This is a genomic window from Azospirillum lipoferum (genome assembly GCF_024170005.1).
GTDB lineage: Bacteria > Pseudomonadota > Alphaproteobacteria > Azospirillales > Azospirillaceae > Azospirillum > Azospirillum lipoferum.
In genome coordinates, this window is record NZ_JALJXJ010000008.1 from 346,818 (window position 1) to 372,867 (window position 26,050).

Sequence of the window (26,050 nt, forward strand, 5' to 3'; positions counted from 1 at the left end):
CGGGGGACTTCCTATAGCGCAGGCAGACGCGGCGATACGAGGATTCGATTCGGGACAGGTGGGTTTGCCGGGGAGAGAACAACGTGGCGCTGCGGTCATGAAACCGCAAACAAGCTCTGTTACAAGCAAGTGCTGATCTTATGTCGGATCGGCGCTGGCGGACCGAGCGATGACTGTGCTGACCACCATAGAAGCCGGGGCCAAAGCCGGAAGGCCGGAAAGCGAGCGTGCCGAGTCCTATGGCGCGCATTGGGATGCCGTCGGCTCGGCTGAGGGCGAGGCCGCATCGTTCGATTGGGCATCGGCGGTCGGGGCCCTGCGCTACGCCTTCCAACCCATCGTCCAGCTGCGGTCCGGCCGCTGCCATGGCTATGAGGCGCTGCTGCGCGGGTTCGAGCGCACTGGCTTCGCCAACGCGGGAGACCTGCTGGACGCCGCCGAAGCCGCCGGGCTGCTGGCAACGGTGGAGACCGCGCTGCACGCCAAGGCGGTCGCCGCCTACTGCGCGCTGTCGGGCTGGAACGAGGCGAAGCTGTTCCTGAACCTCGACGCCCGGCTGATCGGACGGCCCGACTCGCCCTGGCTTTCCCGTGACCCGGCCGCCGCGCGCAACAGCGGCATCGTGCTGGAGCTTTCGGAAAGCCGGCCGGTGCCAAGCGAGATCGTGGTCGACAGGGCGGTCGACCGCTACCGCCAGAGCGGGGCCGGCATTGCCATCGACGATTTCGGCGTCGGGCATTCCGGCCTGCGCACGCTGTATGAGGCGCGGCCGGATTATGTGAAGATCGACCGTTTCTTCATCGCCGGCATCGATGCGGATGCGCGCAAGCGGGCGCTGGTGGCGGCGCTGGCCGGCCATGCCCATGCGCTGGGCATCCAGATCGTGGCCGAGGGGGTGGAGACCGTCACCGAGTTCTACACCTGCCGCGATCTCGGCTGCGACTTCGCCCAGGGCTTCCTGATCGCCCGGCCGCGCGTCGATCTGACCGCCGTGCCGAACCGCTATCCGGTGGTCGAGGATCTCAACCGCAAGGACCGCCGCCAGCCCAGCGAGTCGCACCGCCGGCTGTCGGAGGTGATCGAACGGCTGCCGCCGTTGCGGGTCGATTCGCGCAAGACCGATTTGCTGGACTATTTCCGCCGCGAGGGCAGCGCCGCCATCGCGCCGATCATCGACGAGCATGACCGGCCGCTGGGCCTGATCCGCGAGCGCGACCTGAAGCGCTTCGTCTATTCGCGGTTCGGCGGGGAGCTGCTGCGCAACCGCGGCCTGGGCGACCGGCTGGACGATCTGGTCATCCGCTCGCCGGTCTGCGACATCTCCACCCCGCTGGACCGGGTGATCGAGGCCTTCTCCACCGAATCCGCCGCCGACGGGATCGTCATCGTCGAGGGTGGCGCCTATGCCGGGGTGCTGTCGAGCGGTGCGCTGCTGCGGCTGGTGCATGAGCGCAATCTGGCGATGGCGACCGACCAGAACCCGCTGACCCGGCTGCCCGGCAATGCGGCGATCCTGCGCCACATCGAAGGGGCGCTGGCCGACTCGGGGCGCGGCCATGTGCTGGCCTATCTGGATTTCGACAACTTCAAACCCTTCAACGACAATTTCGGCTTCCGCCAGGGCGACCGCGCCATCCTGATGTTCAGCGAGCGGCTGAAGGCCTGGGCCGGCAGCGCCGGGGCCGCCGCCAGGGCTGCCGACGCCTTCGCCGGCCATATCGGTGGCGACGACTTCTTCCTGGGCGTCAGCGGCGGCGAGGAGAGCGAGGTGCTGACCCGTCTGGCGGAGTTGCTGGCGCTGTTCCGTTCGGATGCCGAGAGCCTCTACGACGCGGAAACGCGGGTCAGCGGCGGCTTCCTGGCGAAGGACCGTTATGGTGCGTTGCGGCGCTTTCCGCTGCTGGCGGCCAGCGGGGTGGCGGTGGTGATCCCGCCCGGCCTGCATGGGCTGACACCCGACGCCATCAACACCGCCATCGCCGACCACAAGGCCGCCGCCAAGGGGGCGGAGGACAAGCTGTGCGTGGTACGGCTGGCGTGAGGGCTGCTACGGCGCCCCCCTCACGCATAATCCCGGAAGCTTTCCGCCGTGGCACGGTCGTAGCCCTGGCTGGCGCGCAGAAGCTGCAACGTGTAGGGCTCGCGCGCGGCACCGCGGCGCAGGTCCTCCACGCTCATCTCCTCTACCAGCCGGCCGCGGTTCATCACCGCCAGCCGGTCGCACAGGTTGGCGACGACGGCGAGGTTGTGGGTGACCAGCACCAGGGTCAGGCCATGCTCCATCCGCAGCCGGCGCAGCAGGTTCAGGATCTCCGCCTGGACCGACACGTCGAGCGCCGAGGTCGGCTCGTCCAGCAGAAGCACCCGCGGTTCCAGCACCAGGGCGCGGGCGATGGCGACGCGCTGGCGCTGGCCGCCGGAGAGCTGGTGCGGGTAGCGGAAGCGGAAGGAAGGACCGAGCCCGACGTCGCGCAGTACCCGGTCGATGCGGGCGTCGGCATCGCCCAGCCCGTGGATGGCGATCGGTTCCGCCAGGATGCGGTCCACCGTGTGGCGCGGGTGCAGCGAGCCGTAGGGATCCTGGAACACCATCTGGCAGAGCTTGTAGAAACCCTTTTGCCGCACCGGTCCCTGTTCCGTGCCGGCGACGGCGATGCGGCCGGTCCACTCGTCGTTCAGGCCGCTGACCGCGCGCAGGACGGTGGATTTGCCCGAGCCCGACTCGCCGACGAGGCCGAAGCTCTCGCCCTCGCGCACCGACAGGGTGACGCCGTCCACCGCGGTGACGGTATCGACGCCCTGGCCGAAGCGGACTCGCAGGTCCCGGATGTCGATCATCATCCTCAACCCTCCAGCCAAGCGGGATCGCGGCTCAGCACCGGCAGATCGCCGGGCGGCTCGTCGATCCTGGGCAGGCTGGCCAGCAGGCCGCGGGTGTAGGGGTGCTGCGCCGCGTGCAGCTCCGATGCGCGGCAGCTCTCCACCACCCGGCCGGCATACATGATCAGGATGCGGTCGCAGAAGGAGGCGACGAGGTTCAGATCGTGGCTGACGAAGATCATGCCCATCCCGCGCTGGGAACAGAGGTCGTCGAGGATCGCCAGCACCTGCATCTGCACGGTGACGTCCAGCGCGGAGGTCGGCTCGTCGGCGATCAGCAGGTCGGGGTCGGGGATCAGCATCATCGCGATCATGATGCGCTGGCCCATGCCGCCCGACACCTCGTGCGGGTAGCGGTCATAGACCCGCTCCGGATCGCGGATGCGCACGGCGGCCAGCATCTCCAGTGCGCGGCGCTTCGCCTCGGCGGCGCCGGCCTTGCTGTGGACGCGGTAGGCTTCGGCGATCTGGTGGCCGACGGTCATCACCGGGTTGAGCGAGTATTTCGGATCCTGCATCACTATGGCGATGCGCCGGCCGCGGATGTCGCGCATCCGCCTGGCCGACGCCGCCAGCAGATCCTCGCCGCGGAAGGCCAGCCGGTCGGCACTGACCCGGCCCGGCGGCGGCACGAGGCGCAGGATCGAGCGGCCGGTCATCGACTTGCCGGACCCCGACTCGCCGACGATGCCCAGCTTCTCCCGTCCCAGAGTGAAGGAAACGCCGCGCACCGCCTCGGCCATGCCGGTGCGGGTGGGGAAGGCGACACGAAGGTTGGAGACGTCCAGAAGGGGAGAATTATCGGCCATGGCTCAGTCCCCTTTCGGGTCCAGCACGTCGCGCAGCCCGTCGCCCAGCAGGTTGAAGCCCAGGCTGACGATGAAGATGGCGAATCCCGGCATGGCGGCGACCCACCATTGCTCCAGCACATATTGCCGGCCGCTGGCGATCATCGCTCCCCATTCCGGCAGCGGCGGCTGGGCACCGAGGCCGAGGAAGCCGAGGCCGGCGGCGGTCAGGATCACGCCGGCCATGTCCAGCGTCGTCCGCACGATCAGCGAGGCGACGCACAGCGGCATGATGTGGCCCAGGATGATGCGCAGGCTGGAGGCGCCTTGCAGCCGGGCGGCGCTGATGAAGTCGGCGCGGCGGACGGTCAGCGTCTCCGCCCGCGCGATGCGGGCATAGGGCGGCCAGGAGGTGATGGCGATGGCGATCACCGCATTCTCGATGCCGGGGCCGAGTGCTGCGACGAAGGCCAGCGCCAGGATCAGCTTGGGGAAGGCCAGCGCGATGTCGGTGATGCGCATCAGCACGGTGTCGACCCAGCCGCCGAAATAGCCGGCGGCCGTGCCGATCACCAGCCCGGCCAGCGGCGCCGTCGCCGCCACCAGCGCCACGATCATCAGCGTCAGCCGCGCGCCATGGATCAGGCGAGACAGGATGTCGCGGCCGAAGGCGTCGGTCCCCAGCCAATGCGCCGCACTGGGCGGCAGCAGCCGGCCGTTCAGATCCTGGGCATAGGGGTGGTAGGGCGCCAGCACCGGCGCCAGTGCGGCGACCACCACCAGGGCCAGCACGATCAGCAACCCGGCGACCGCCAGCCGGTTGCGGCGGAAGGCGGCCCAGCCGGCCCAGGCGCGGCCCAGGCGGGCCTGGGCGCGGGAGTGCGGCGTGTCGGTGGTCAGCCAGTCCCGCCAGCCGGCGGAGGGAGTGTCGGTGCGCGCGGTCATCGGGCCCGGGGATCCAGAAGGCGATAGAGCAGGTCGGACAGCAGGTTCAGCGCGATGAAGACCGCGCCGACCACCAGCGTCCCGCCCAGCACCGCGTTCATGTCGGCGCTGAGCAGCGAATTGGTGATGTAGAGCCCGAGGCCGGGCCAGGCGAACACCGTCTCGGTCAGCACCGACCCTTCCAGCAGCCCGGCATAGGACAGGGCGATGACGGTGATCAGCGGCACCGCGATGTTGCCCAGCGCATGGCGCCAGACCACGCGGGTCTCCGACAGGCCCTTCACCCGGGCGGTGGTGACGTATTCCTGGCGCAGCTGGTCCAGCATGAAGCCGCGCGTCATCCGCGCGATGTAGGCGACGCTGTAGAGGCCGAGGATGGCCGACGGCAGCACCAGATGATGCACCGCGTTCCAGAAGATGTCGGTCTCGCCGGCCAGCAGGGCGTCGACCGTGACGATGCCGGTCACCGCATCGACCATCCCTTCATAAAAGACGTCGACCCGGCCCGGCCCCGGCACCCAGTCGAGCCTGGCGTAGAACAGCAGCAGCGCCATCAGCCCCAGCCAGAAGATCGGCACCGAATGGCCGATCAGGCCGAGCAGGCGGATGGCGTGGTCGGGCCAGCGCCCGCGGTGGGTGGCGGCGAACACGCCGGCCGGCACGCCCAGCAATGCACCGATGACGACCGCAACCGTCGCCAGTTCCAGCGTCGCCGGGAAGACGCGCAACACATCCTCCAGCACGGGGCGGGAGGTCAGCACCGAGGTGCCGAGGTCGCCCTGAATCACGTCGCCGACATAGCGGAGGAACTGTTGCCACAGCGGCAGGTCGAGGCCCAGCTGCGTGCGCATCTGCGCATAGCTCTCCGCACTCGCCCGGTCGCCGAGCGCGGACAGCACCGGATCGATCGGCACGACGCGGCCGATCAGGAAGGTGACCAGCAGCAGGCCCAGCAGGGTGGCGGCGACCGTGACCAGCAGGGTCAGGCCGCGTTTCAGCGTAGGCAAGAGGACTCCCTCGCGGTTGGAGGCGCTAGGGAATCACAGTCGGGGCTTTGTGCAAAGCCCGTCAAGGGCATAGGGGAATATTCGCTCGCCTCCCCGTCCCGGAGCGGGACGGGGAGGGAGTGTTTTTTCAGTTCACCAGGTACCGGCCGGGCTCTGGTCGCCATGGGCACCGGCGGCGGGCTCGTGGTGGGCGAGCCAGCGCTCGGCCTCCAATGCCGCCATGCAGCCCATGCCGGCGGCGGTGACCGCCTGACGGTAGACCTTGTCCTTCACGTCGCCGGCGGCGAAGACGCCGGGGATGTTGGTGGCGGTCGAATCGGGCACGGTGACGATGTAGCCCGCCTCGTCCATCTCCACCTTGCCCTGGAAGATGCCGGTCGCCGGCACATGGCCGATGGCGACGAAGACGCCGGCCACCGGGATGACGCGCTCCTCGCCCGACTTGACGTTCTTCACGCGCACGCCGGTGACGGCGCGCGGGTTGCCCATGGTGCCGTCGCCCTCGCCGACGATCTCCTCCACCGTGCTGTCCCACACCACCTCGATCTTCGGGTGGCGGAACAGGCGGTCCTGCATGATGCGTTCGGCGCGGAAGCTGTCGCGGCGGTGGATGACCGTCACCTTGCTGGCGTGGTTGGTCAGGTACAGCGCCTCCTCGACGGCGGAGTTGCCGCCGCCGACGACCGCAACCTCCTTGCCGCGGAAGAAGAAGCCATCACAGGTGGCGCAGGCCGACACGCCGAAGCCGCGATAGATCTCTTCCGTCGAGATGCCGAGCCAGCGCGCCTGGGCGCCGGTGGCGATGATGACGCTGTCGGCGGTGTAGGTGTCGCCACTGTCGCCCTTGCAGACGAAGGGACGCTTGGTGAAGTCGACGTCGGTGATCAGGTCGAACACCATCTTCGTGCCGACATGCTCCGCCTGCTTCTGCATCTGCTCCATCAGCCAGGGGCCCTGGATCGGATCGGCGAAGCCGGGGAAATTCTCCACATCGGTGGTGATCATCAGCTGGCCGCCCGGCTGCATGCCCTGGACCATCAGCGGTTCCAGGTTGGCGCGCGCGGCATAGATCGCGGCGGTGTAGCCGGCCGGGCCGGCGCCGATGATGAGGACCTTGGTGTGGTGCGTGGTGGCCATGGGTCTGATCCCGCAAGATATCGGCAGAAAGGGGTCGCGATTGGAACGCTTCTAAGCTTTACATGACGGGCCGATTCACGCTTCAAGGCGTGTCCGCCTTTTCGCGATCGGCCCTAGAAGCCGAACATATGGTCGAGGCTGAAGGCGCTGTCACCGGCCGCAAGGCAGCCATGGTAGCCGAACAGGCGGCAGGTGGTGTCGCGGATCAGCACATAGGCGTGGTCGCCCGCCGCCAATCGTTCCGCCTCCGTAAACATCTCGTGGTAGCGCCAGAAGCGCGAGCCGCCGCAGGGGATCGCCAGCCGCTTGCGCGCCACTTCCACCCCGTCGCGCCGCATCAGGACGAGGCTGGTGTCGGACGTGGCATGCCACCGGGTCGAGGCAGGGTAGACGAGGTGGCAGAGCGTATCCCACGGGTCGGTGCCCAGCCGCAGGAACAGGCGGGTCGACAGGCCGGGCGGCCGGCCATGGTAGCTTTGCGGTTCGTCGCGATAGACCATCGCCATGTTGAACATGTGGCTGCCGAAGCTGGTCTCGGCCACATGCCCGGTCGTTACGTCTTCGTAACGCACCAGCGCGTGCAGCCAACCGTCGGCGATCGTTCCGGCTTCGAAATCATAGACCAGTTCGACATGGCCCCAGCCATCGGCCACGACCTTGTCGGCGACCAGCCCGGTGACGTCCAGCGCCACGCTGTCGGAGCGCTTGAGGTTGCCGAAGCGGTGTTCGGCCACGGCGGCGCCGTTGCGGTCGTAGACGACGGCCTTCACCGGCAGCTCGGTCTGCGCCGTGCTCATCGGCGTCGGCAGCAGGATGGTGCGCCAGCGGCCCATCGGCAGCAGCGGCGCCGGCAGGATGTGGCCCTTGCCCACCACGCCCTTGTCCACCGCACCGCCGGTCAGCAGCGGCAGCCTGGGGTCCGGCTTCAGGTCGGTGCGCTCGACATTGGCGTGGGCCATGCGGCGGCGGCCGTCGGCGGCGACGATCTCGTAGCGCGGGCGGACGAAATGCTTGCCGGCCTGCACCTCGAACTGCTGGGGCCAGCGCGCCTCGGGGAACAGGCTGGCGACATCCAGCTCGACGGTGGCGAAGGCCGGGACCGTCTGGTCCAACGTGCGGATGTCGGCCGAACCCATCAGGTTCAGGCCGACGGCGCCGGCCGGGATCGGGGTCGGGTGACTGTTCTGGATCCACAACGACACCCGCTCGCCCTCGCGCGGGGCGGGCAGGCCGGCATAGAGGTCGGCCGGCCAGGCGTTGGCGTCGTGGGTGCACGACATCACGCCGTCATCGTCGCCATAGGTGTCGAGCGCGTATTTCACCACGTCGTGCCCGGCGGCGCCGATGACGTGCAGGAACAGCGACCCGCAGAAGGCGGACAGGTTGAAGCGCTCGCGCACCTGCCGGCTGTCGATCACCACGGTGCCGTCGGTCGGCGGCATCGGCTCCGTCCAGTCGGCAAGCGGGCGGCCCTCGCCATCGAACAGGCAGGCCCACAGCCGGGTGCCCTTGGCGCCGTAGCGCGGCCAGTAGTTGGCCGATACCACGCGGGTGTGGTGGCCGTCGCCGTCACGGAACCAGGCGAAGTTGGTCGCCCAGTTGAACTTCGACAGGTAATGGCCGGGGTCGTTCAGCATGTCCTCCGGCACGCGCATGGCGTCGAGCGAGACGACGCCGGCCTGCTTCGGGATCAGGTGGGCGATGTGGCCTTCCAGTCGCTGCGAATCGAAGGCGACGACGAAAACGGTGCGGGCGCCGCTGGCTGGCAGGTCGGTGACCGGGCGGGCAGCATGGCCGAACATGTCCCGGCCCACCTGCTCCACGTCCTGGACATAGATGCCGCAGATGTCGATCGACGACAGGTCGTAGAACTCCGCCAGCCCCGACAGCAGGCCCAGAGGGTCGTAGACCGCCACCGGGCCGAAGGAGGCCAGACGCGCGATCAGGATCGCCGCCTTGGGGGCTGCCAGCGGGTGGCCCACCGCCTTGAAGAAGCTGGAGCCGCCGGTGACGTTGGAAAAGGTCTCGATCCGAAGGGACATCAGGGCACACACGCGCGAAAGCAAAGCCAGGGCGTCGGTTATAGCCCCTTCGGCCGGGCAGGCGACAGTGATTTGCAGGCGGACACGATTTGTCCGGAGCGCAAACAGCCGGTGTGCGTGCGGCCGAACGGTTGCCCCTTGTCAGAGAGCGTGTTTCGATATATCTAAGTTTTCGTTATATCGAAACTGCATCAAGAGAGGGTTCCATGCTTCGGCATCTGTTTCACAAACACGGGCGCCGCTTCTCGCGTCCGGATTTCGACGACGAAGCGCCGGAAGGGCGCGGCCGCCATGGGCGCCACGGTCATCGCGGCGGCTGGGAAGGCTGGGGCGGTCAGGGTCGGGGTGGCCGCGGCGAGCGGCGGGTCTTCGACCATGGCGACCTGCGCCTCGTCCTGCTGTGGCTGATCGCGGAGAAGCCGCGGTCGGGCTATGACCTGATCAAGACGATCGAGGAGATGGTCGGTGGCGCCTACAGCCCCAGCCCCGGCGTCGTCTATCCGACCCTGACCCTGCTGGAAGAGCAGGGGCACATCCGCGTCGGCGCCACCGAAGGCAACAAGAAGCTCTACGAGATCACGCCGGAGGGTTCGGAGGCGCTGAAGGCGGCGGAACCGTCGGTCGCCGCCGTGCGCGAACGCATCGCCCATGCGCGGGCCCGCCAGCAGCGCGAATCGTCGCCGCAGATCCACCGCGCCATCGAGAATTTCAAGCTGGCCCTGCGGCTGCGGCTGTCGCGTGGCGATCTGACGGCGGAGCAGACCCAGGCCATCGCCGACATCATTGATGACGCCGCACGCCGCGTCGAACGCATCTGAACGGACAGGAGGCAAAGACCATGGCTGCATCGACCGCGCGCATCGCTACTCCGAACGGGCGCCGCTACATGACCCAGCTGTGCAAGCACTGGGCGCACAAGTTCGAGGTCGTCTATGACGAGACCCGGGGGCTTGTCCCCTTCGCTCCCGACCGCCGTTGCCGCATGGCGGCCGACGCCGAGGGGCTGACCCTGACGATTGAAATCGAGGACGCCGCACAGATGGAGCGCATGCAGGAAGTGGTGATCGACCACCTGAAGCGCTTCGCTTTCCGCGAGGATTTGGGGAAAGTGGCCTGGATGCCGGTGGGCTGACGGCACTCCTTTGGACGAGGCGGCGCATTTTCCCGAGTCTGTCTGCGACAAATCCTGTTGAGAATTACCGCATCTGCGGTGTAAAACGGTTTTTAACCAACAGGCGGAAGTGGGAGAGGGGCGGTGGTTCCACCGTCGGCCACCCACGGTCAGAATACCGGGAGTCGTTCGTGATGCTCCGCATCTCCAAGAAGCTGATGTTCGCCATCGAGGCGGTCCTCGACATCGCCTACAACGCGGGCACCGAGCCGGTGCAGTCGGGGGAGATCACCCGGCGCCAGGGCATTCCGAAGCGCTATCTGGAACAGGTGCTGCAACAGCTGGTGCGCGAAGGCGTGCTGGCCGGGGTGCGGGGCCCTCGCGGCGGCTACCGGCTGGCGCGCGAGCGGCGGCGGATCACGCTGGGCGAGATCGTGAAGGTCGTCCGCGCGATGGAGACCGCCACCGACCCGATCGAAGAGCCGGCCGGTTCCGTGCTGGGCCATCAGGTGGTGCGCCCGCTGTGGGGCGAATTGCAGGAGGAATGCATGGCCAAGCTCGACACCATCACCATCGAGGATCTGTGCATGCGCGCGCGGCGCGCCGGGGTGGAGAGCGAGACCGAGGACCGCATCGACTTCACCATCTGACGTCATCACTTCCCGTTTGACAGGTTCCCTGTGCTGGATAATGCTCCGCCTGGGGTGTTGAAATCGCATATAACACAAATTTCAGAGGTGGAATCATGGCTGCACCGGAGTTCCGCGGCAAGATCTACGACAGCATCCTCGACACGATCGGCGCCACGCCGCTGGTGCGGCTGGACCGCCTGGCTGCGGAGGCGGGGGTGAAGGCCCAGATCATCGGCAAGCTGGAGTTCTTCAACCCGCTGGCCAGCGTCAAGGACCGGATCGGCCGCGCCATGATCGAGGCCGCCGAGGCCGCCGGCACCATCGCCCCCGGCCGTACGACGCTGGTCGAGCCCACCTCTGGCAACACCGGCATCGCGCTGGCCTTCGTCGCCGCCGCCAAGGGCTACAAGCTGATCCTGACCATGCCGGAAAGCATGTCGGTGGAGCGGCGCAAGATGCTGAAGCTGCTGGGCGCCGAACTGGTGCTGACCCCGGCGGCGGAAGGCATGAAGGGCGCCATCCGCAAGGCGGAGGAGATCCTGGCCGCCGACCCGAACGCCTATCTGCTGCAGCAGTTCAAGAACACCGCCAACCCGGCCGTCCACCGCGCCACCACGGCGGAGGAGATCTGGAAGGACACCGACGGTCAGGTCGACTTCCTGATCTCCGGCGTCGGCACCGGCGGCACGCTGACCGGCACCGCCGAGGTCCTCAAGGGGCGCAAACCCTCCTTCAAGGCGGTGGCGGTGGAGCCGGAGGACAGCCCCGTCCTGTCCGGTGGCATGCCCGGTCCGCACAAGATCCAGGGTATCGGCGCCGGCTTCGTCCCCGACATCCTGAAGAAGGAACTGATCGACGAGGTGGTGCGGATCTCCAACCAGCGCGCCTTCGAGACCGCCCGCGCCGTCGCCCGTCTGGAAGGCGTGCCGGTCGGCATCTCGTCGGGTGCGGCGCTGGCCGCCGCGCTTGAGGTTGGCGCCCGTCCGGAGAATGAGGGCAAGCAGATCGTCGTGATCCTGCCGTCCTTCGCCGAACGCTACCTGTCGACCGCCCTGTTCGAAGGGCTGGAGTAAGCGAGCATCGATGTGGAATGGGGGTGCCCCCTGCACCTCCATTCCGCAGCTTGAAGGCGAAATTCCGGTCGGAAATTTGACGGATTTCGCCCTTTCGGCTATTCTTCCCGGCAGTCGCCTTGCTTTTTATGTCCGCGTCGCCGGGGGAGTGACCGTCATGACGGATATTTCCGCTTCCACCTATGTCCCGAACCTGTCGAGCAGCGCCTTCTCCCAATTCAAGGGGAAGACGACGGGGGTAGGTGCCGACGGGGCGAATGCCGACAGCCAGACCTTTACGGTCAGCAAGGCCGGCGAGTTCAATTTCAAGATCAACAACAGCTTCACCAACGTCGAAATCCGCAACGACCGCAACGAGGTGGTGACCACCCTGCGGTCGCAGGAATCGACGGCGGACGCCAGCGCGCGGCTGGGGCCCGGCACCTATACGGCGACCTTTTCCCAGGCCAACCGCGCGGCGGGCGTGCGCGACTATTCGATGGACGTCACCGAGCGCCAGAACATCCTGGTGACCGGCGGCGGCGCGACGCTGAAAGGCACCGCCCAGCCGCCGGCGAACGGCGACACCGGCATTCAGAAGCACACCTTCAACGTGGTGCAGGGCGGCACCTTCACCGCCAACATGACCCTGCCCAACACGCGCTGGGCGATGATGGACAAGGATGGCAAGGTCGTCGCCGCCAGCGACTCGGGCAAGCCCGACAACCAGGAGAGTTTCCTGCAGAAGCCGACCTACAAGCTGGAGCCCGGCCAATACACGATGGTGGTAGTGCCGCCGTCCGACCTGAAGTCGCCGACCGATTTCCAGATGAGCCTGGTGCCGCGCAACCCGACGCTGACGGAAAGCGGCTCCAACCAGGAAAGCGCCATCGCCAAGACCCTGCGCGAACGGCAGGACCGCCTGCGCCAGTGGGCATCGGAAGCGAAGCCGACCACCACCAAGGTTTGAGCCTGGGGTCTGGGCCCGGGGGCTGAGCCGGTCCCGCTGGGCCGGCGGCACTGCCGGCTTGCGGAAAGCGCCGCGTCGAATGTTGCTGCAACGGCGCGTCCTTGCGCTATGCTGCCGGCCATGGACTTCACGGATACCCAGCTTCACCGCTATTCCCGCCACATCGTGCTGCCGGAAGTCGGCGGCATCGGCCAGGAAAAGCTGTTGCAATCCAAGGTGCTGGTCGTCGGCGCCGGCGGCCTTGGCGCGCCCTTGCTGCTGTATCTGGCGGCGGCCGGCGTCGGCACCATCGGCATCGTCGATGACGACACGGTCGATCTGTCGAACCTGCAACGGCAGGTGATCCACGACGAATCGACGCTCGGCCATCCCAAGGTGGAGAGTGCCGCCGCCCGCATCCATGCGCTGAACCCCGACGTCAGGGTCGAGGCTCACCGGACGCGGATCAACCGCGGCAACGCGATGGAACTGATTGCCGGCTACGACCTCGTCGCCGACGGGTCGGACAATTTCGCCACGCGATTCCTGCTGAACGATGCCTGCTTCCTGGCCGGCAAGACGCTGGTGTCTGCGGCGATCCTGCGCTTCGACGGGCAGCTGAGCACCTTCAAGGCACATCTGGGGGCGCCGCACCCCTGCTATCGCTGCCTATTCCCCGAACCGCCGCCGCGCGGCACCGTGCCGTCCTGCTCGGAAGGCGGGGTTCTGGGAGCGCTGGCCGGCTTCGTCGGCTCGCTTCAGGCGACGGAGGTGCTGAAGGAGTTGCTGGGGCTGGGCGAGAGCCTGTCGGGCAGCCTGCTGATGATGGACACGCTCTATGCGTCCTATCAGCGCATCGCCGTCAAGCGGGATCCCGACTGCGCGCTTTGCGGCGATCATCGGACGATCCGCGACCTCTCCGCCCACTGACGGGCGCCGCGGCAATGACGGGAGGCGGCCATCATGTCCACTGCCCTGCCTGAGACGATGCCGGAAACGATGCCTGTGACGGGAGCCGGCGGCACGTCGGCTCTGTCCATCGTGCTGTTCGCCGGCGGCTTCGACCGTGTCCATTACGCGCTGGTGATGGCCAGCGCGGCGGCGGCCACCAACCGGAAGGTCACTCTGTTCTTCACCGGCCGCGCCCTGCGCGCGCTGGTGCATGAGACGGAACCGGGCGTGCTGGGCTGGCACGATCTGGACCCGGCGGACGACGGCAGCACGCCGGTGGCGCGCGACCGCTATTTCGCCACCCACGGTCTCGCCACCTTCGAGGAGCTGCTGGAGGCCTGCGTCGCCATGGGCGTCACGGTGATGGCCTGCGAGATGGGGCTGCGGGCGCTGGGGCTGCCGCCGGGCGTCTCGCTGCGACCGGACGTGCCGGTCGCCACCGGCGGCGTCGTCACCTTCCTGAATGAGGCGCCCGGCGGCGGCGCCATGCTGTTCGTCTGAAACCGGGGGAACGGGCATGAGCGATAACCGCGAGATTCTCGACCTCGCCAACCGGTTCGAGTCGATCGCCACCGACGGGTTCGAGGGGCGCCCCTACCGGCCGGCGCTGACCGAGCTTGCCACCCGCTTGCGGGAACGGCCGGGGATGGCGCCGCGCGTCGCCCATGCCCTCGGCATCATGATCCAGCTGATCGGCGAGAGCGATCCGGAGGGACGCTTCGCCGCCAAGGTCGCGATCCTCCGCGAGGCGGTCGGGCTTCTCAGCGATGCTTGAGCTGGGCGCAAGCCAGCCATGCGTCACGCCGGAGCGCCATGTCCCGTCATGGGGGCGATGACACTCCAGACGAGGATGACCACCATGGCTTTCCGTTTCACCGTCGCCGCCGACGCGCCGTCCCTGTTCGCCACGCTGTATGCCGCCTCCAAGGCTATTCGCGGCAGCGGCCTGCCGACCGGGCTGATTCACTTGATCGACCTGCGCGTATCGCAGATCAACGGCTGCACCTATTGCATCGACTTGCACAGCAAGGAAGCCCGCCACGACGGCCAGTCGGAACAGCGCATCGCCGCCCTTGCCGAGTGGGAGCGGTCGGAGCTGTTCCTGCCGGACGAGCGCGCCGCCTTCGCCTGGGCCGAGGCGCTGACCCGCACCCAGCATGACCGCATCGACGACGCGTACCGGGAGCTGCAACGCCATTTCAACGCCGAGCAGATTGCCCAACTGACGGTGACGGCGGCGCAGATCAACGCCTGGAACCGCATCGGCATCGCCCAGCATATCGAGGGCACCGCCGTCGGGATGGCGGCGTGACGGCGCTGGCCGACCCGGACACCGCGCTCGCCGCTTTCGCGGGCGAGCGGGCGCGGCTGCGCGCCCTGGCCTACCGGCTGCTTGGCTCGGTGGCGGAGGCGGAGGACACGCTGCAGGACGCCTGGCTGCGCTGGTCGACGGTGGCGCCCGGCAGTGTCGGGTCGGCCCCCGCCTATCTCACCACCCTGGTGACCCGGCTGGCGCTCGACCGGCTGCGTTCCGCCCGGGTTGCACGGGAACGCTATTACGGGCTTTGGCTTCCCGAACCGGAGGTCGCCGGCTGGGACGCCGAGGCGGACGACGGAGCGGAGCCCGAGTCGGTATCGCTGGCGATGCTCCTGCTGCTGGAACGGCTGGCGCCGGACCAGCGTGCGGTCTTCGTCCTGCGCGAGGCGATGGATCTGGACTATGCGGAGATCGCGGCGATTCTCGGCAAGTCGGTCGACGCCTGCCGCCAGATCATGCGGCGCGCCCGTGCCCGTATGGCCGAGCCGTCCGCAGCGCTGACCGATCGGGATACCGGGCGGCGTCTGGCCACGGCCTTCGCCGAGGCCAGCGTGCGGCGTGATTATGCCGCCATCGTCGCCCTGCTGTCCGACGACGCCCAGTGGCTGGGCGACGGCGGCGGGATGGTGCGGACGGTGGTCAACCCGCTGTTCGGCGCCGACCGCATCGCCCGTTTCCTGGTGGGCGTCCAGCGCAAGCGCGGCGTCAGCTTCGCTTTCACCCCGGTGCGGGTGAATGGCGGGCCGGGGCTGCTGTCCGAACTGGGCGGGGCGTTCCGCAGCGTGCTGGCCTTCGACATCGCCGATGGAAGGATCCTGCGGGTCTACCAGATCGCCAACCCACAGAAGCTGGAGCATGTTGCCGTCTTTTAAGCCGTCGCCTCGTCCAGCCAGCGGTCCAGCGCGGTCAGGTCGACCGGGCGGGGCAGGATGGGGAAGGGCAGGTTCGGCATGCGCGGACCGGTCATCAGGATGCGCGTCTGCGGATAGAGCATGGCCGCCAGCGCCGCGGCACGGTCGCCGTCGTCCCCCTCATGATCCAGCGGCAGCAGGGCCACCATCGGCGCCTCCGCACCGATGATGGTCAGCGCGTCCAGCGCGTCGTCGGTCTGCGAAACCTGAAAGCCGCGGCCGGACAGATGGCCGGCCAGCGCCTCGCGCTGGATGCGGTCGGCATCGGCGACCACTGCCCGGCGCCCGCCATAGCCCGGCATCCGGATGTCGGCATCGATGCTGAAAGCCACGTTCCCCCTCCGTCCATCATGTTTTTGTCATGGACGGACGGAGTATGCGGACGGGCGGCGGGGTTGTAAACGGCTGCTACCTGCGGTTCGACTTTCGTCGAATACGCACCACTTCCCCCTTGTGCATCAGGGCCAGCATCGGCAGGTCGCTGGGATGGTTGCCATAACCCCAGGTGGCAGCGACCGGGCCGTGGCCGGCGATCCAGCCGGTCACCCGCTCCGCCTTGTCCAGCCGCACGCAGTTGGCGGTGCTGAGCCGGCCGGTCAGCCGGCCGTCCACCACCTCCATGCCGGTCGCCAGCAAATCGTCGACCTCCAGCCCGTGCAGCAATGCCGGCATGTAGAGGTCGAGCGCGCCGGTCGCGACCACCACGCGGCGGCCCTGGCGGCGGTGTTCCTTAAGCACGTCCAGCATCGGCTGATGCCAGCGCACGCGCGGCACCATGCGTTCCGCCGCGGCCAGCGCGTCGGCCACCGGCAGCCCGCGCAACGTGCGCTTCAGGTAGATCGCCTTGACCGACCCCGGAAAGTCGCAGCCCGGTCCACGGCCGCGGACATGGCGGTGCAGGGCCGAACGGATGGCATCGGCCAGCGCCAGGGCCGCACGGCGCCGGCCGATCACCTCGCCGACGAACATCGGCAGGCTGTCGCCATGGATCAGCGTCCCGTCGAAGTCGAAGAAGGCGACGCCGGCCGGCCCTGAGATCGGCGAGCCGGCGATCGATGGCCCGGAATTTGGCGAATCGGGCGACTCCCCCAGGAACGGCGAAGGCGGGGTCAGGCCATGCGGCGGGGATGACGTCGTGTGCATGACCGCAGTTATCCGGCCGCCGCGGTGCGGCGGGCAAGGACTTTCAAGGCGACCCTGTGCAATCGGTCCACTGCTGCAATCGGTCCACTGCGGCACCGGACAGGGGCGTCCGGATCAATGCAGCATGGTGGGGCCGCAGGGCACCTCGAACAGCGCTCCGTCTTCGGAGCCATCGTCGGTGCCTGCATCATGCCCGGCGCTGTCGTCGGCTTCCTCCAGCTGGGCGATCAGGTCGCCCGACGCTTCCTCCAGCCCGGCCTTGACGGCGATCAGCAGGTTGATGATCTCGCCATTGTCCTGCTCCAGAGTGCGGACCCGCTCTTCCAGCCGGTCGATGCGGCGCATCAGCAGATCCGACAGGCGGTCCAGCCGCTCCAGGACGGGGTCGGCGCTCTGTATGGATTGAGGGGCCACCGTCCCGGCTGGCCCGGCCGTGCTGGGCGGGCTTTCGGGCCGGGTGTGGGGGGGCTGGCCTTGGCGGTTGTCGGGACGGTCATCCATGGTGCGGCCGGTTCCGGTCAGTGAGGTTTGCTCCTCGCCTAACCTTGGGCCAGCGGCCGGCAAGGTCCAGACCGGCACCCGATGCACCCCGCAAGCGATGTCCGCCTGACCCGCCCGTCCCGCGTGTGGCGATTCCGGGTGGGTGGGGAGTCGGCCGCCACCCCTTGTGCGCATCGCAAATGAGTTCCGTTTATAGTCAAGACTCAGATTTGTCGGCACGGCGTTTGCGCGGGACACCGTACAGTTCCAACCGATGGCCGATCAGGTCATAGCCCAATTCGCGGGCTATGCTTTCCTTCAGCCGTTCCATTTCATCGTTGGTGAACTCGATCACTTCCCCCGAATCGACATCGATCAGATGGTGGTGATGATCGGTTCTTGTTTCTTCATAGCGGGCGCGGCCGTCACCGAAATCGAGCCGGTCGATGACATGCGCCTCTTCGAACAACCGCATCGTCCGGTAAACCGTGGCGATGGAGATGCGCGGGTCGATGGCGGATGCACGGCGATGCACCTCCTCCACATCGGGGTGGTCCGTCGCCTCCGACAGCACGCGCGAGATCACGCGGCGCTGGTCGGTCATCTTCAACCCCTTCTTCACGCACAATTCTTCGAGGCGCGAGGGCATGGACATCCCCTGTATTCCTGTCTTTGTTCGACGGGCGGTGGCTCGCCCCTCTGGTCTCCCTGATGCCCGGAATGCCAACAGCAAGGACCGGCAACGGCGCTGATTGTTCAGTCCGCTCCGGCCGGCCGTTCGCGGCACCCCGAATACCCGACCATCATACTGTGTTTCGGAGGCATTCTCAAACCCCCACGCCCCCGTCGGACGGCCGAGCGGAGGGCACGGCCTTCGCCGACGGCATAATACTTTCAGACTATTGTCCGGTGAAATGACGGGGTGGGGCAGAAACCAATTGCTCATAATCCGCTGCTAGGTTTTTCCAAGAGGAACGCCGTTCGATCCGGTAAGGCGTCCTTGCCGGACATTATCCAGCCGGACCTGACCACCCCCGACAGGAAGGAGGGAAGCCGCAGTGACGCCGTTCGATTCCCATCCTTCCACCCCTTCGTTCACGGCGGAGCCGCATATGGACGAACCCGCCTTCACCGCCGCCGGTCTCGCCGTCCCGGTTCCGCCACTGGCCCCGTCCCAGGACTGCGCCGCCGCCCTCGCCCGCTTCCAGCGCCAGCCCGAGCTTGCCGCCCTGCCGGTGGTCGATGGCGATGGCCATGTCGCCGGGATGCTGGAGCGCAGCCGGCTGCTGCCGGACGGTGGAGGGGAGGGGGGTGGCGTACTGACGGTCGCCGATGCGATGGACCCGCTTCCGCTGCTGATCGACGGGGCGACTCCGCTGGCGGAGATCGGGCGGCGGCTGGCGCGGCTGAAGCCGGCGGCGCTGGTGACCGGTTTTCTGGTGGTGGAGCAGGGCCGCTATCTCGGCGTCGGCACGGTGACCGGGCTGATGGCGCGCTCGGCCGAACAGACGGAACTGCGCGCCCGCCAGCTGGACGAGGCGCGCCGGCAAGCCGAACAGGCGATCCGGGCCAAGACCGCCTTCCTCGCCAACATGAGCCACGAGATCCGCACGCCGCTGACCGCGATGATGGGCTTCGCCGAACTGCTGGAGCAGGAGGTGCTGGGGCCGCACGCCGTCCCGCTCTATCGCGAATACTCCCGCGATATCGCCGAGAGCGGCCGGCACCTGATGGAACTGATCAACGACCTGCTCGACCTGTCCAAGGCCGACGCCGACCGGCTGGAACTGGTGGACGGGACGGTGGATGTGGTGCGGGTGGCGATCGGCACGGCGCGGCTGCTGACCGAACGGGCCTCGCGCCATGGCGTCAGCATCGCCACCGAGGTGCCGCTGGATCTGCCGCCGCTGCGGGCGGACGAGCGCAAGCTGCGCCAGATGCTGCTGAACCTGCTGTCCAACGCGGTGAAGTTCACGCCCGCCGGCGGGATCGTGACGCTCCGCGGCCGCGTGGCGGCGGACGGTGCCTTGTGGCTGTCCGTGCACGACACCGGCATCGGCATGACCGGGGAGGAGCTTGCCAAGGCGCTGGAGCCCTGGGGGCAGGTGGACAATGCGCTGGCCCGCACCCAGGTCGGCACCGGTCTGGGCCTGCCGCTGACCAAGCGGTTGATCGAACTGCATGGCGGCCGGCTGGACGTCGTCAGCCGCCGCGACGAGGGCACCGCCATGTCGCTGGTCTTCCCGGCCCGGCGGGTGAGGCGGGGGTAGAATGGCCCCCCAGATCTCCCTCTCCCGGGGGGGAGAGGGAGCTATCGCGATGCGCGGAGTCCTTACGCCAGCCCCTTCTCCATCGCGCTCGCCAGGCGGCGGGCGAAGGCGGCGGGGTCGGGCAAGGGCTCGCCCTCGACGATGCGGGCCTGGTCGAGCAGAAGCCACGCCGCATCCTCCAGCGCGTCGGTGGCGCCGCTGCCCTTGGCCCGCTCGGCCAGACGCTTGATCAGGGCGTGGGACGGGTTGATCTCCAGGATGCGCTTGCCGACCTCGCCGTTCAGCTGCTTGTGCTGCTTCAGCAGGCGCTCCAGATGCATGTCCATGTCGTTGTCGTCGGCCACCAGGCAGACGGCGCTGTCGGTCAGGCGTTCGGACTTGCGGACGTCCTTCACCGCGTCGGACAGGGTCAGCTTCAGCAGGGCCAGCAGGTCGGTCAGCTCACCCTCCGGCGTCTTCTCCTCCGGCTTTTCGGCCTCCTCGCCCTTGATCTTGCCGAGGTCGGCGCCGCCGCGGGTCACCGACTTGAAGGGCTTGCCGTCATAGACGCCGACCGACGGCATCCAGAACTCGTCCACCGGGTCGGTCAGCAGCAGGACCTCGACGCCCTTGGCCTTGAAGCCTTCCAGCTGCGGGCTGCGCAGCAGGGTGTCGATGTCGTCGCCGCTGATGGTGTAGATGGCGTCCTGGCCGTCCTTCATGCGGGCGACATACTGCTCCAGCGACACCAGCTCGTCGCCGGCGGTGGTGCGGAAGCGCAACAGCTTCAGCAGTTCGTCCCGGTGCTCATAGTCCTCATAGAGGCCTTCCTTCAGCACCGCGCCGAAGTTCTCCCAGAAGCTGTCATACTCGGCCGCGTTCTCGGTATCCTTGGCCTTCTTCGACAGCTCCGACAGGACGCGCCGGGTGATACCGGCCTTGATCTTGGCCAGCATCGGGTTGTGCTGGAGCATCTCGCGGCTGATGTTCAGCGGCAGATCCTCGCTGTCGACCACGCCGCGCAGGAAGCGCAGGTAGGGCGGGATCAGCCCTTCCGCCGCGTCGGTGATGAAGACGCGCTTGACGTACAGCTTCACCCGGTGGGCGCGCTTGGGGTCGAACAGGTCGAAGGGCTTGGTCGAGGGCACATAGAGCAGGTTGGTGTATTCCAGTGCCCCTTCGGCCCGCCAGTGCAGGGTCAGCCACGGATCGTCGAAGGCGTGGCCGACATGGTGATAGAATTCCTTGTACTGGTCGGCGGTGATCTCCGACTTCGACCGGGTCCACAGGGCCGACGCGCTGTTCAGCGCCTTGGCGTCGTCACCCTCGCCGAACAGGATCGGGATGGCGATGTGGTCGGAATATTTGCGGACGATGCCGCCGAGCCGGGCCTCGTCGAGATACTCGTCATCGCCTTCGCGCAGATGCAGGACGATCTTCGTGCCGCGCGGCAGGCCGTCGGCCTCGGCGATCGTGAACTCGCCCTTGCCGTCGGATTCCCAGCGCCAGCCGGCGGCCTCGCCGGCCTTGCGGGTCAGGACGGTGACCGTGTCGGCGGCCATGAAGGCGGAATAGAAGCCGACGCCGAACTGGCCGATCAGGTTGACGTCCTTCTTTCCGTCACCCTTCTCGGCCCCTTCCAGCGACTTCATGAAGGCGGCGGTGCCGGAGCGGGCGATGGTGCCGAGATTCTCGACCAGATCCTCGCGGTTCATGCCGATGCCGTTGTCGGCGACGGTCAGGGTCCGCGCGTCCTTGTCGACCAGCAGGCGGACCTTGAGGTTCGGATCGTCGGCCGAGAGTTCGGGCTGGGTCAGCGCCGCGTAGCGCAGGCGGTCGCAGGCGTCCGACGCGTTGGAGACCAGTTCGCGCAGGAACACTTCCTTCTCGCTGTAGAGCGAGTGGGCGACGATGTCGAGCAGACGGCTGACCTCGGCTTGAAAACTGAGCCGTTCCTCGGTCATGGGGGCACCTTCGTTGGTTTTTGCACGGGTGGTGGCGTCAAGACGGCGGAGATATGTGAAAGCGTCCCGGCCGTTCAAGAGGCTTGTGCCGTGCAACCGCGGGAGGTGTGCGGTCAGGTGTCGCGGGTGGGGGTGTTGTGGAGGCGGTGGCGTGGGGGAAACGGTCCCCCACGCCCAGCGCACCCCTTACTTCTTCTTCTTCGGCTGCTCCGCCGGGGCCGGGGCAGGCTCGCTGCCGCCGGCCAGCAGGGCGGTCATGTCGGCGCCGTTCAGCAGGAGCTGGCCGGCCTCCGTGATGTCGATCTTGTAGGTGCGGGTGTCGGCGCCGGTGTCGTCCTTGCCGGCCTGGCCCAGGGCCTGGATCATCGCCAGACCGCCCAGCAGATCCTGAGTCTCCTTGTCGGGCTTGGCGCCGGGGGCCGGCTGCATCGCCTTCACCGCGGCGTCGATGCCGCGCAGCAGGACGGTGGCGCCGCCGGTGACGCCGAACGCGGCCTGGGTGGCGACCCTGACCGCGCCGGTGGCGGTGCCGGCCGTCGCCGGGGTGTCCAGGTTCAGAGCGTCGATGCGCAGTTCCGTCCCCGCCTCGCCCATCGCGGCCATCGCCTGCTGCATGACGACGTCCGACGAGGGCGGCGTGGGGGCGGCGGCCTTGGCCTTGGCGCCCTTCTTCGGCGGCGGAGCCTCTTCCGCCTCGGCGGCCTTGGCCAGTTCGGTGAAGGCCTTCCACAGGGCGCTGTTCGGCAGCTTGGCGACCGACAGCTTCATCTCGAAGGCGCGCGGGGTGAAGGCGGCGGGCGCCGGCGACGGCGTCATGGAGAAGTCGCGCGCCTCCATGCCCATGCTGACGGTGGACAGCGCCTGATCGAGATCGGTCAGGCCGCTGCGGAAGGCGAGCTGGCCGAGAGAGACCTGGGTGCCGTCCTCCGGATTGACGAAGGACAGGTTGGACAGGCGCATCGCGCCGGTGACGCCGCCGAACATGCCCTGAAGCTTCGGCAGCAGCTCGGAAGTGCTCGGCGCCACGCCCTTGGCGGCGGTCTGTTCCGACAGCTTCTGCAGCGCGCTGACCTTGGTCAGGTCGACCCGGGTATAGGCGGCCTCGGCGGTGACGCCGCCGATCTTCACCAGTTCCTTCTTCTTCTCGTCCTGCACCGACAGGCCGCCGAAGGCGAAGGCGGCCGGGCCGCTCCACAGGGTGGCGCCGTTGGTCCCGGCCTCCGGTTTCAGATCCTGGACCATGGTCATGGAGGCGATGGAAACCTTGCCCTTGCCATCGGCGGCGGTGACCGCGATGTCGTTGAAGGCGCCATCGACCGCCAGCAGGGTCTCCAGCGCGCCCGACCAGGTGCTGGTGAAGGACTGCTTGCCGATGGAGATGGTGGCGGCGTCGACATACTCGTCGTTGTCGTCGAGGTTCTGCACCTTCATGGCGCTGGGCAGCGTGATCGACACGCCGTACTGGCTGTCGTCCTTCGGCGTCACCGCCAGCAGGATGGTGCCGATGTCGAACAGGGTGCCTTCGGCATCCTCGGCCGACAGGCGGGGCAGGGCGACGTCGTAATGGTCGCCGGCCGGCTTGACCGTCGGTTCGCCCTGCCATTCGAAGCCGATGCCCTCGCCATCCTCGGTGGGCGGCGGGAACCAGCGCGGCAGATCCTTCTTCAGCGACGCGGCGAGCGCCTTGGCGCCGGCATCGTCGACGGCCGGGGCGGCCTGGACGGGCGACCAGCCAGCCACCAGCGCCAGCATGCCGCCGGCGATCAGGGCGGGCTTCAGGGAACGGACCGGCAGGGCCGGGACGGGCGAAAGACGGCTCAGGCGCATCGAGGAATGACTCCCAACTGCAATTTTGAGAGCACGTTAAGCTTGATACGCTCGGCCGGTCCATGCCCCTAATGGGCGAAATCTCAAGAGGGCGTTAAAAATCCAGGTCGGCATAGTGCCTGGGCGGCGGACAGCCGGTGATGTTGTCGGCCAGCAGCGCGCGGAAGCTGGGGCGCGACTTGATCCGGGCGTACCAGTCCTTGGCCTCCGGGCTGCGGTCCCACGGCACGTTGTCGATGTAATCCAGGCAGGACAGCTGCACCGCGGCGGCGATGTCGGCCAGGGTGAAGACCGGCCCGGCCAGCCAGGGCCGGCGTTCCGACAGGAAGGCGATGTAGTCGAGGTGATAGGTGACGTTGGCCAGCCCGGCGCGGATAGCCGGCGCGAAGGGATGGCCCTGGCCGGACAGCCGCTTGATCAGCTTTTCGCCGACGAGGTTCTCGGTCACTTCGCGTTCGAATTTGGTGAGGAACCAGTCGGCGACCCGCCGCACCTCGGCCCGCGCCGCGATTTCCCGCGGCAGCAGGGGAGTGTCGGGATAGGCCTCCTCCAGATATTCGATGACGGCGAGGCCGCCGGCGACGACCGTCCCGTCCTCCTCCACCAGAACCGGAACCTCGGCGGCCGGGTTCAGCTTCAGGAAGTCGGTCCGCCATTCCCAGGGCCTTTCGACCACGGGTTCGAAGGGCAGCCCCTTCTCGGCGAGCATCACGCGCGCGGTGCGCGACAGGGCGTGGATCGGGTGGTGGTACAGGGTTCGCATGGCGGCGCGACTTTACCGCAACGCGGTAAACGAAAACAGCCTGCGCATCGGAGCCGAAGAGTCTCGTTGGAGGAAGTTTCGCGAGGCAAGCGGGAATAAGGGGAGGTTGCCTACCCCGCCCGCGACAGGCGGTAGAGCACCAGCGCGTCGGGCTGGTTCGACGGTTCGCCCACCGGCGTCCAGCCGTTGCGCTCGTAGAAGGCGCGGGCGGCGGCGTTGCGGGCGGCGCAGGCCAGTTCGACCGGTCGGGCACCGCCTTGCAGCAGGCCCAGCGCCTCGCGCAGCAAGGCCGATCCGATGCCGCGCTTGTGCCATCCGGGGTCGATGAACAGGTTGTGGATGACACCGGCTGCGGGATCGAGCGAGACGAAGCCGACCACCGCGCCGTCCACCTCGGCCACCAGCACCGAATCCTCGCGGACGCAATCGTAATAGTCGTCCAGCCCGAATCGGTCGGCAGGCTGCCAGGAGAAGGCCTGTCGGCGGCCGTGCAGGAAGATCTCGGCACAGCGGGCGGAGTCGGCGCCATGGGCGGAACGGATCGCGATGCGCACCCCTTCCCCGGCCGGCATGCCTGTCTCCTTCTGTCCGCTGCGCCCGATCCTGAGGATCAACCGGATACCGGTCAGACTATTCCACCGGCGGGTTTCGCGGGAACGGTCCTTTCGTCCTGTCCGGCGAGCGGTGCGCTCAGAGCGGCGGCTTGTCTCCGGCGCTTTTCCCAGGGGCGCTTTTCTCGGCAGGAGGTTTTCCGTTCGCGGCCTTGTCCCCGGCGGCGGAGGCGTCGGTCCCGCTGGCCGGCGTGCGCACCGGTTCGTTGGCTGCGTTGCCGATCAGGCCGGCCTCGCGGTAAAAGCGCTCTGCCCCCGGATGCAGGGGGACCGATACGTTGGCAACCGCGCGGGCGGGGTCGAAGTTGCGGCCCTGCGGGTGCCCCTCGGCCAGGACGCGGCGGGTGTTCTCGTGCCACAGTGCGCGGACCACGCCATAGATCAGGTCGGGGTCGCGGTCGGCGCGGGTCAGCAGCTCCGCCCCCAGGCTGAGCGTCGGGGTGGGGGCGCTACCGGGATAGGCATTGGCCGGGATTTCGTGCTCGATATAGAAGCGCTGGGTGCGCAGCAGCCGTTCGGCCGGTTCGCCGTCCAGCGGCACAAGCCGGATCGGCACCCGCGCCGCCACGTCGCTGACCGCCGCCACCGGATAGCCGCCGACCATGAAGAAGCCGTCCAGCTCGCCCTTCGCCAACCGGTCGGCCGCCGTGCCCGGCTTCAGGTAGAGCGGGGTGACCGTGCTTTCCGACAGGCCGTAGGCGTCCAGGATCAGCCGTGCCTCCACCAGCGTGCCGGAGCCTTCCTCGCCCAGCGAGATGCTGCGGCCCTTCAGGTCGGCCATGCGGTCGATGAAGCCGTCGGAGCGGACGACGACCTGGATCGCCTCGGCGTAGAGCATGCCGAGCGAGCGCAGTTCGGTGAAGGGGCGCTTGCCGGTGAAGCTGCCGGTGCCGCTGTAGGCCCAATAGGCGACGTCGGCCTGGGCGAATCCTGCCTCCACCGTGCCGGCGCGCAGCATCTCGACATTGTCGACCGACCCGTTGCTGGCCTGCGCCACCACGATCAGGCCGGGGATGCCGCAGCTCCCCCCCTTGTCGCAGGGGCGGGAGCCCGGCGGGTTGGAGATGGCGTTGGCGATCAGCCCGCCGATCGGGAAATAGGTGCCGGAGGTGGTGCCGGTGCCGATGCGGAAATAGCGCAGATCCTGGGCGGAGGCAGAGCCACTGAACAGACCGCCACCCAGCAGAGGGCCCAAGGCCACCCCGCCCATCAGGCCGCCCAGCAGATGGCGGCGGGTCAGATGGCCGCGGGTCAGGGAAGCCGCATCGGAATGCATAGGAAGCCCCGGTG

The 26,050-nt window shown here is 68.1% G+C and carries 27 protein-coding genes; 12 read left to right on the plus strand and 15 right to left on the minus strand.

Translation table 11 applies throughout. The features are described 5' to 3' along the window. Positions 1-169: 169 nt before the first annotated feature. Positions 170-2,041 (plus strand): GGDEF domain-containing protein, encoded by a 1,872-nt coding sequence (locus tag J2848_RS19890; RefSeq protein ID WP_149234479.1) that lies wholly within the window; start codon positions 170-172, stop codon positions 2,039-2,041. 20 nt (positions 2,042-2,061) lie between these two features. On the opposite strand, the gene J2848_RS19895 is transcribed toward J2848_RS19890, so the two are convergent. The 6 genes from J2848_RS19895 to J2848_RS19920 all read right to left on the minus strand — a co-directional run bounded on the left by J2848_RS19895 (position 2,062) and on the right by J2848_RS19920 (position 8,799). Next, a complete protein-coding gene (locus J2848_RS19895; RefSeq protein WP_149234478.1) occupies positions 2,062-2,841 on the minus strand; it encodes an ABC transporter ATP-binding protein in 780 nt (259 codons plus the stop codon). Positions 2,842-2,843: 2 nt separating this feature from the next. Continuing rightward, entirely contained in the window at positions 2,844-3,689 is an 846-nt protein-coding gene (locus tag J2848_RS19900) for an ABC transporter ATP-binding protein (RefSeq protein ID WP_149234477.1), read from the minus strand. A 3-nt stretch (positions 3,690-3,692) separates the two neighbouring features. Further along, on the minus strand, positions 3,693-4,613 hold the full coding sequence (gene nikC, locus J2848_RS19905; protein ID WP_149234476.1) for a nickel transporter permease: 921 nt from the start codon (positions 4,611-4,613) through the stop codon (positions 3,693-3,695). Continuing rightward, positions 4,610-5,620, minus strand: coding sequence for an ABC transporter permease (locus J2848_RS19910; RefSeq protein ID WP_149234475.1), 1,011 nt, complete (start codon positions 5,618-5,620; stop codon positions 4,610-4,612). Before J2848_RS19910 ends, nikC begins: the two co-directional genes overlap by 4 nt. A 132-nt stretch (positions 5,621-5,752) precedes the next feature. Further along, a complete protein-coding gene (trxB, locus tag J2848_RS19915) occupies positions 5,753-6,757 on the minus strand; it encodes a thioredoxin-disulfide reductase (RefSeq protein ID WP_149234474.1) in 1,005 nt (334 codons plus the stop codon). 113 nt (positions 6,758-6,870) lie between these two features. Continuing rightward, complete coding sequence (locus J2848_RS19920) at positions 6,871-8,799, minus strand: hypothetical protein (RefSeq protein WP_149234473.1); 1,929 nt, start codon at positions 8,797-8,799, stop codon at positions 6,871-6,873. 206 nt (positions 8,800-9,005) lie between these two features. Between J2848_RS19920 and J2848_RS19925 the strand changes: the two genes are divergently transcribed. From J2848_RS19925 to sigJ, 10 genes are all read left to right on the plus strand, one after another. Further along, a complete protein-coding gene (locus J2848_RS19925; protein WP_149234472.1) occupies positions 9,006-9,617 on the plus strand; it encodes a PadR family transcriptional regulator in 612 nt (203 codons plus the stop codon). Positions 9,618-9,637: 20 nt separating this feature from the next. Then, complete coding sequence (locus tag J2848_RS19930) at positions 9,638-9,931, plus strand: DUF2218 domain-containing protein (protein WP_149234471.1); 294 nt, start codon at positions 9,638-9,640, stop codon at positions 9,929-9,931. 173 nt (positions 9,932-10,104) lie between these two features. Continuing rightward, a complete protein-coding gene (locus J2848_RS19935; RefSeq protein WP_042701959.1) occupies positions 10,105-10,560 on the plus strand; it encodes an RrF2 family transcriptional regulator in 456 nt (151 codons plus the stop codon). A 95-nt stretch (positions 10,561-10,655) separates the two neighbouring features. Beyond that, positions 10,656-11,615: a cysteine synthase A gene (cysK, locus tag J2848_RS19940; protein ID WP_149234470.1), complete on the plus strand. Its 960-nt coding sequence runs from the start codon at positions 10,656-10,658 to the stop codon at positions 11,613-11,615. 157 nt (positions 11,616-11,772) lie between these two features. Further along, complete coding sequence (locus J2848_RS19945; RefSeq protein WP_149234469.1) at positions 11,773-12,564, plus strand: hypothetical protein; 792 nt, start codon at positions 11,773-11,775, stop codon at positions 12,562-12,564. Positions 12,565-12,684: 120 nt separating this feature from the next. Further along, a complete protein-coding gene (locus J2848_RS19950) occupies positions 12,685-13,473 on the plus strand; it encodes a HesA/MoeB/ThiF family protein (RefSeq protein WP_170307231.1) in 789 nt (262 codons plus the stop codon). A gap of 69 nt (positions 13,474-13,542) precedes the next feature. Continuing rightward, positions 13,543-13,995 (plus strand): DsrE family protein, encoded by a 453-nt coding sequence (locus tag J2848_RS19955; protein WP_149234562.1) that lies wholly within the window; start codon positions 13,543-13,545, stop codon positions 13,993-13,995. A gap of 16 nt (positions 13,996-14,011) precedes the next feature. Beyond that, positions 14,012-14,269: a hypothetical protein gene (locus J2848_RS19960; protein ID WP_149234467.1), complete on the plus strand. Its 258-nt coding sequence runs from the start codon at positions 14,012-14,014 to the stop codon at positions 14,267-14,269. An 84-nt stretch (positions 14,270-14,353) separates the two neighbouring features. Beyond that, positions 14,354-14,806 (plus strand): carboxymuconolactone decarboxylase family protein, encoded by a 453-nt coding sequence (locus J2848_RS19965; protein ID WP_149234466.1) that lies wholly within the window; start codon positions 14,354-14,356, stop codon positions 14,804-14,806. Continuing rightward, a complete protein-coding gene (sigJ, locus tag J2848_RS19970; protein ID WP_149234465.1) occupies positions 14,803-15,684 on the plus strand; it encodes an RNA polymerase sigma factor SigJ in 882 nt (293 codons plus the stop codon). The genes J2848_RS19965 and sigJ overlap by 4 nt, the downstream gene beginning before the upstream one ends. Here the strand turns inward: sigJ and J2848_RS19975 are convergent. The 4 genes from J2848_RS19975 to J2848_RS19990 form a co-directional block, all read right to left on the minus strand. Continuing rightward, positions 15,681-16,055, minus strand: a complete 375-nt coding sequence (locus tag J2848_RS19975) for a response regulator (protein ID WP_149234464.1) — start codon at positions 16,053-16,055, stop codon at positions 15,681-15,683. The two genes, sigJ and J2848_RS19975, sit on opposite strands and share 4 nt — an antisense overlap. 76 nt (positions 16,056-16,131) lie before the next feature. Then, entirely contained in the window at positions 16,132-16,866 is a 735-nt protein-coding gene (locus tag J2848_RS19980) for an HAD family hydrolase (RefSeq protein WP_246194308.1), read from the minus strand. Positions 16,867-16,980: 114 nt separating this feature from the next. Then, entirely contained in the window at positions 16,981-17,367 is a 387-nt protein-coding gene (locus J2848_RS19985) for a hypothetical protein (protein WP_149234463.1), read from the minus strand. Between the two features lie 196 nt (positions 17,368-17,563). Continuing rightward, positions 17,564-17,995 (minus strand): Fur family transcriptional regulator, encoded by a 432-nt coding sequence (locus J2848_RS19990; RefSeq protein WP_042701979.1) that lies wholly within the window; start codon positions 17,993-17,995, stop codon positions 17,564-17,566. A gap of 463 nt (positions 17,996-18,458) precedes the next feature. Between J2848_RS19990 and J2848_RS19995 the strand changes: the two genes are divergently transcribed. Then, positions 18,459-19,616 (plus strand): sensor histidine kinase, encoded by a 1,158-nt coding sequence (locus J2848_RS19995; protein WP_149234462.1) that lies wholly within the window; start codon positions 18,459-18,461, stop codon positions 19,614-19,616. A 62-nt stretch (positions 19,617-19,678) separates the two neighbouring features. Here J2848_RS19995 and htpG read toward each other — a convergent pair whose 3' ends face one another. The 5 genes from htpG to J2848_RS20020 form a co-directional block, all read right to left on the minus strand. Further along, on the minus strand, positions 19,679-21,559 hold the full coding sequence (gene htpG / locus J2848_RS20000) for a molecular chaperone HtpG (protein WP_149234461.1): 1,881 nt from the start codon (positions 21,557-21,559) through the stop codon (positions 19,679-19,681). Between the two features lie 186 nt (positions 21,560-21,745). Next, positions 21,746-23,386 carry a hypothetical protein gene (locus J2848_RS20005; RefSeq protein WP_149234460.1) on the minus strand — a complete coding sequence of 547 codons (1,641 nt, stop codon included), beginning with the start codon at positions 23,384-23,386 and terminating at the stop codon, positions 21,746-21,748. A gap of 94 nt (positions 23,387-23,480) precedes the next feature. Then, positions 23,481-24,149, minus strand: a complete 669-nt coding sequence (locus J2848_RS20010; protein WP_149234459.1) for a glutathione S-transferase family protein — start codon at positions 24,147-24,149, stop codon at positions 23,481-23,483. A gap of 110 nt (positions 24,150-24,259) precedes the next feature. After that, on the minus strand, positions 24,260-24,721 hold the full coding sequence (locus tag J2848_RS20015; RefSeq protein ID WP_149234458.1) for a GNAT family N-acetyltransferase: 462 nt from the start codon (positions 24,719-24,721) through the stop codon (positions 24,260-24,262). Positions 24,722-24,839: 118 nt separating this feature from the next. Further along, positions 24,840-26,036 (minus strand): TAXI family TRAP transporter solute-binding subunit, encoded by a 1,197-nt coding sequence (locus J2848_RS20020; protein WP_246194306.1) that lies wholly within the window; start codon positions 26,034-26,036, stop codon positions 24,840-24,842. Between the last annotated feature and the right edge of the window lie 14 nt (positions 26,037-26,050).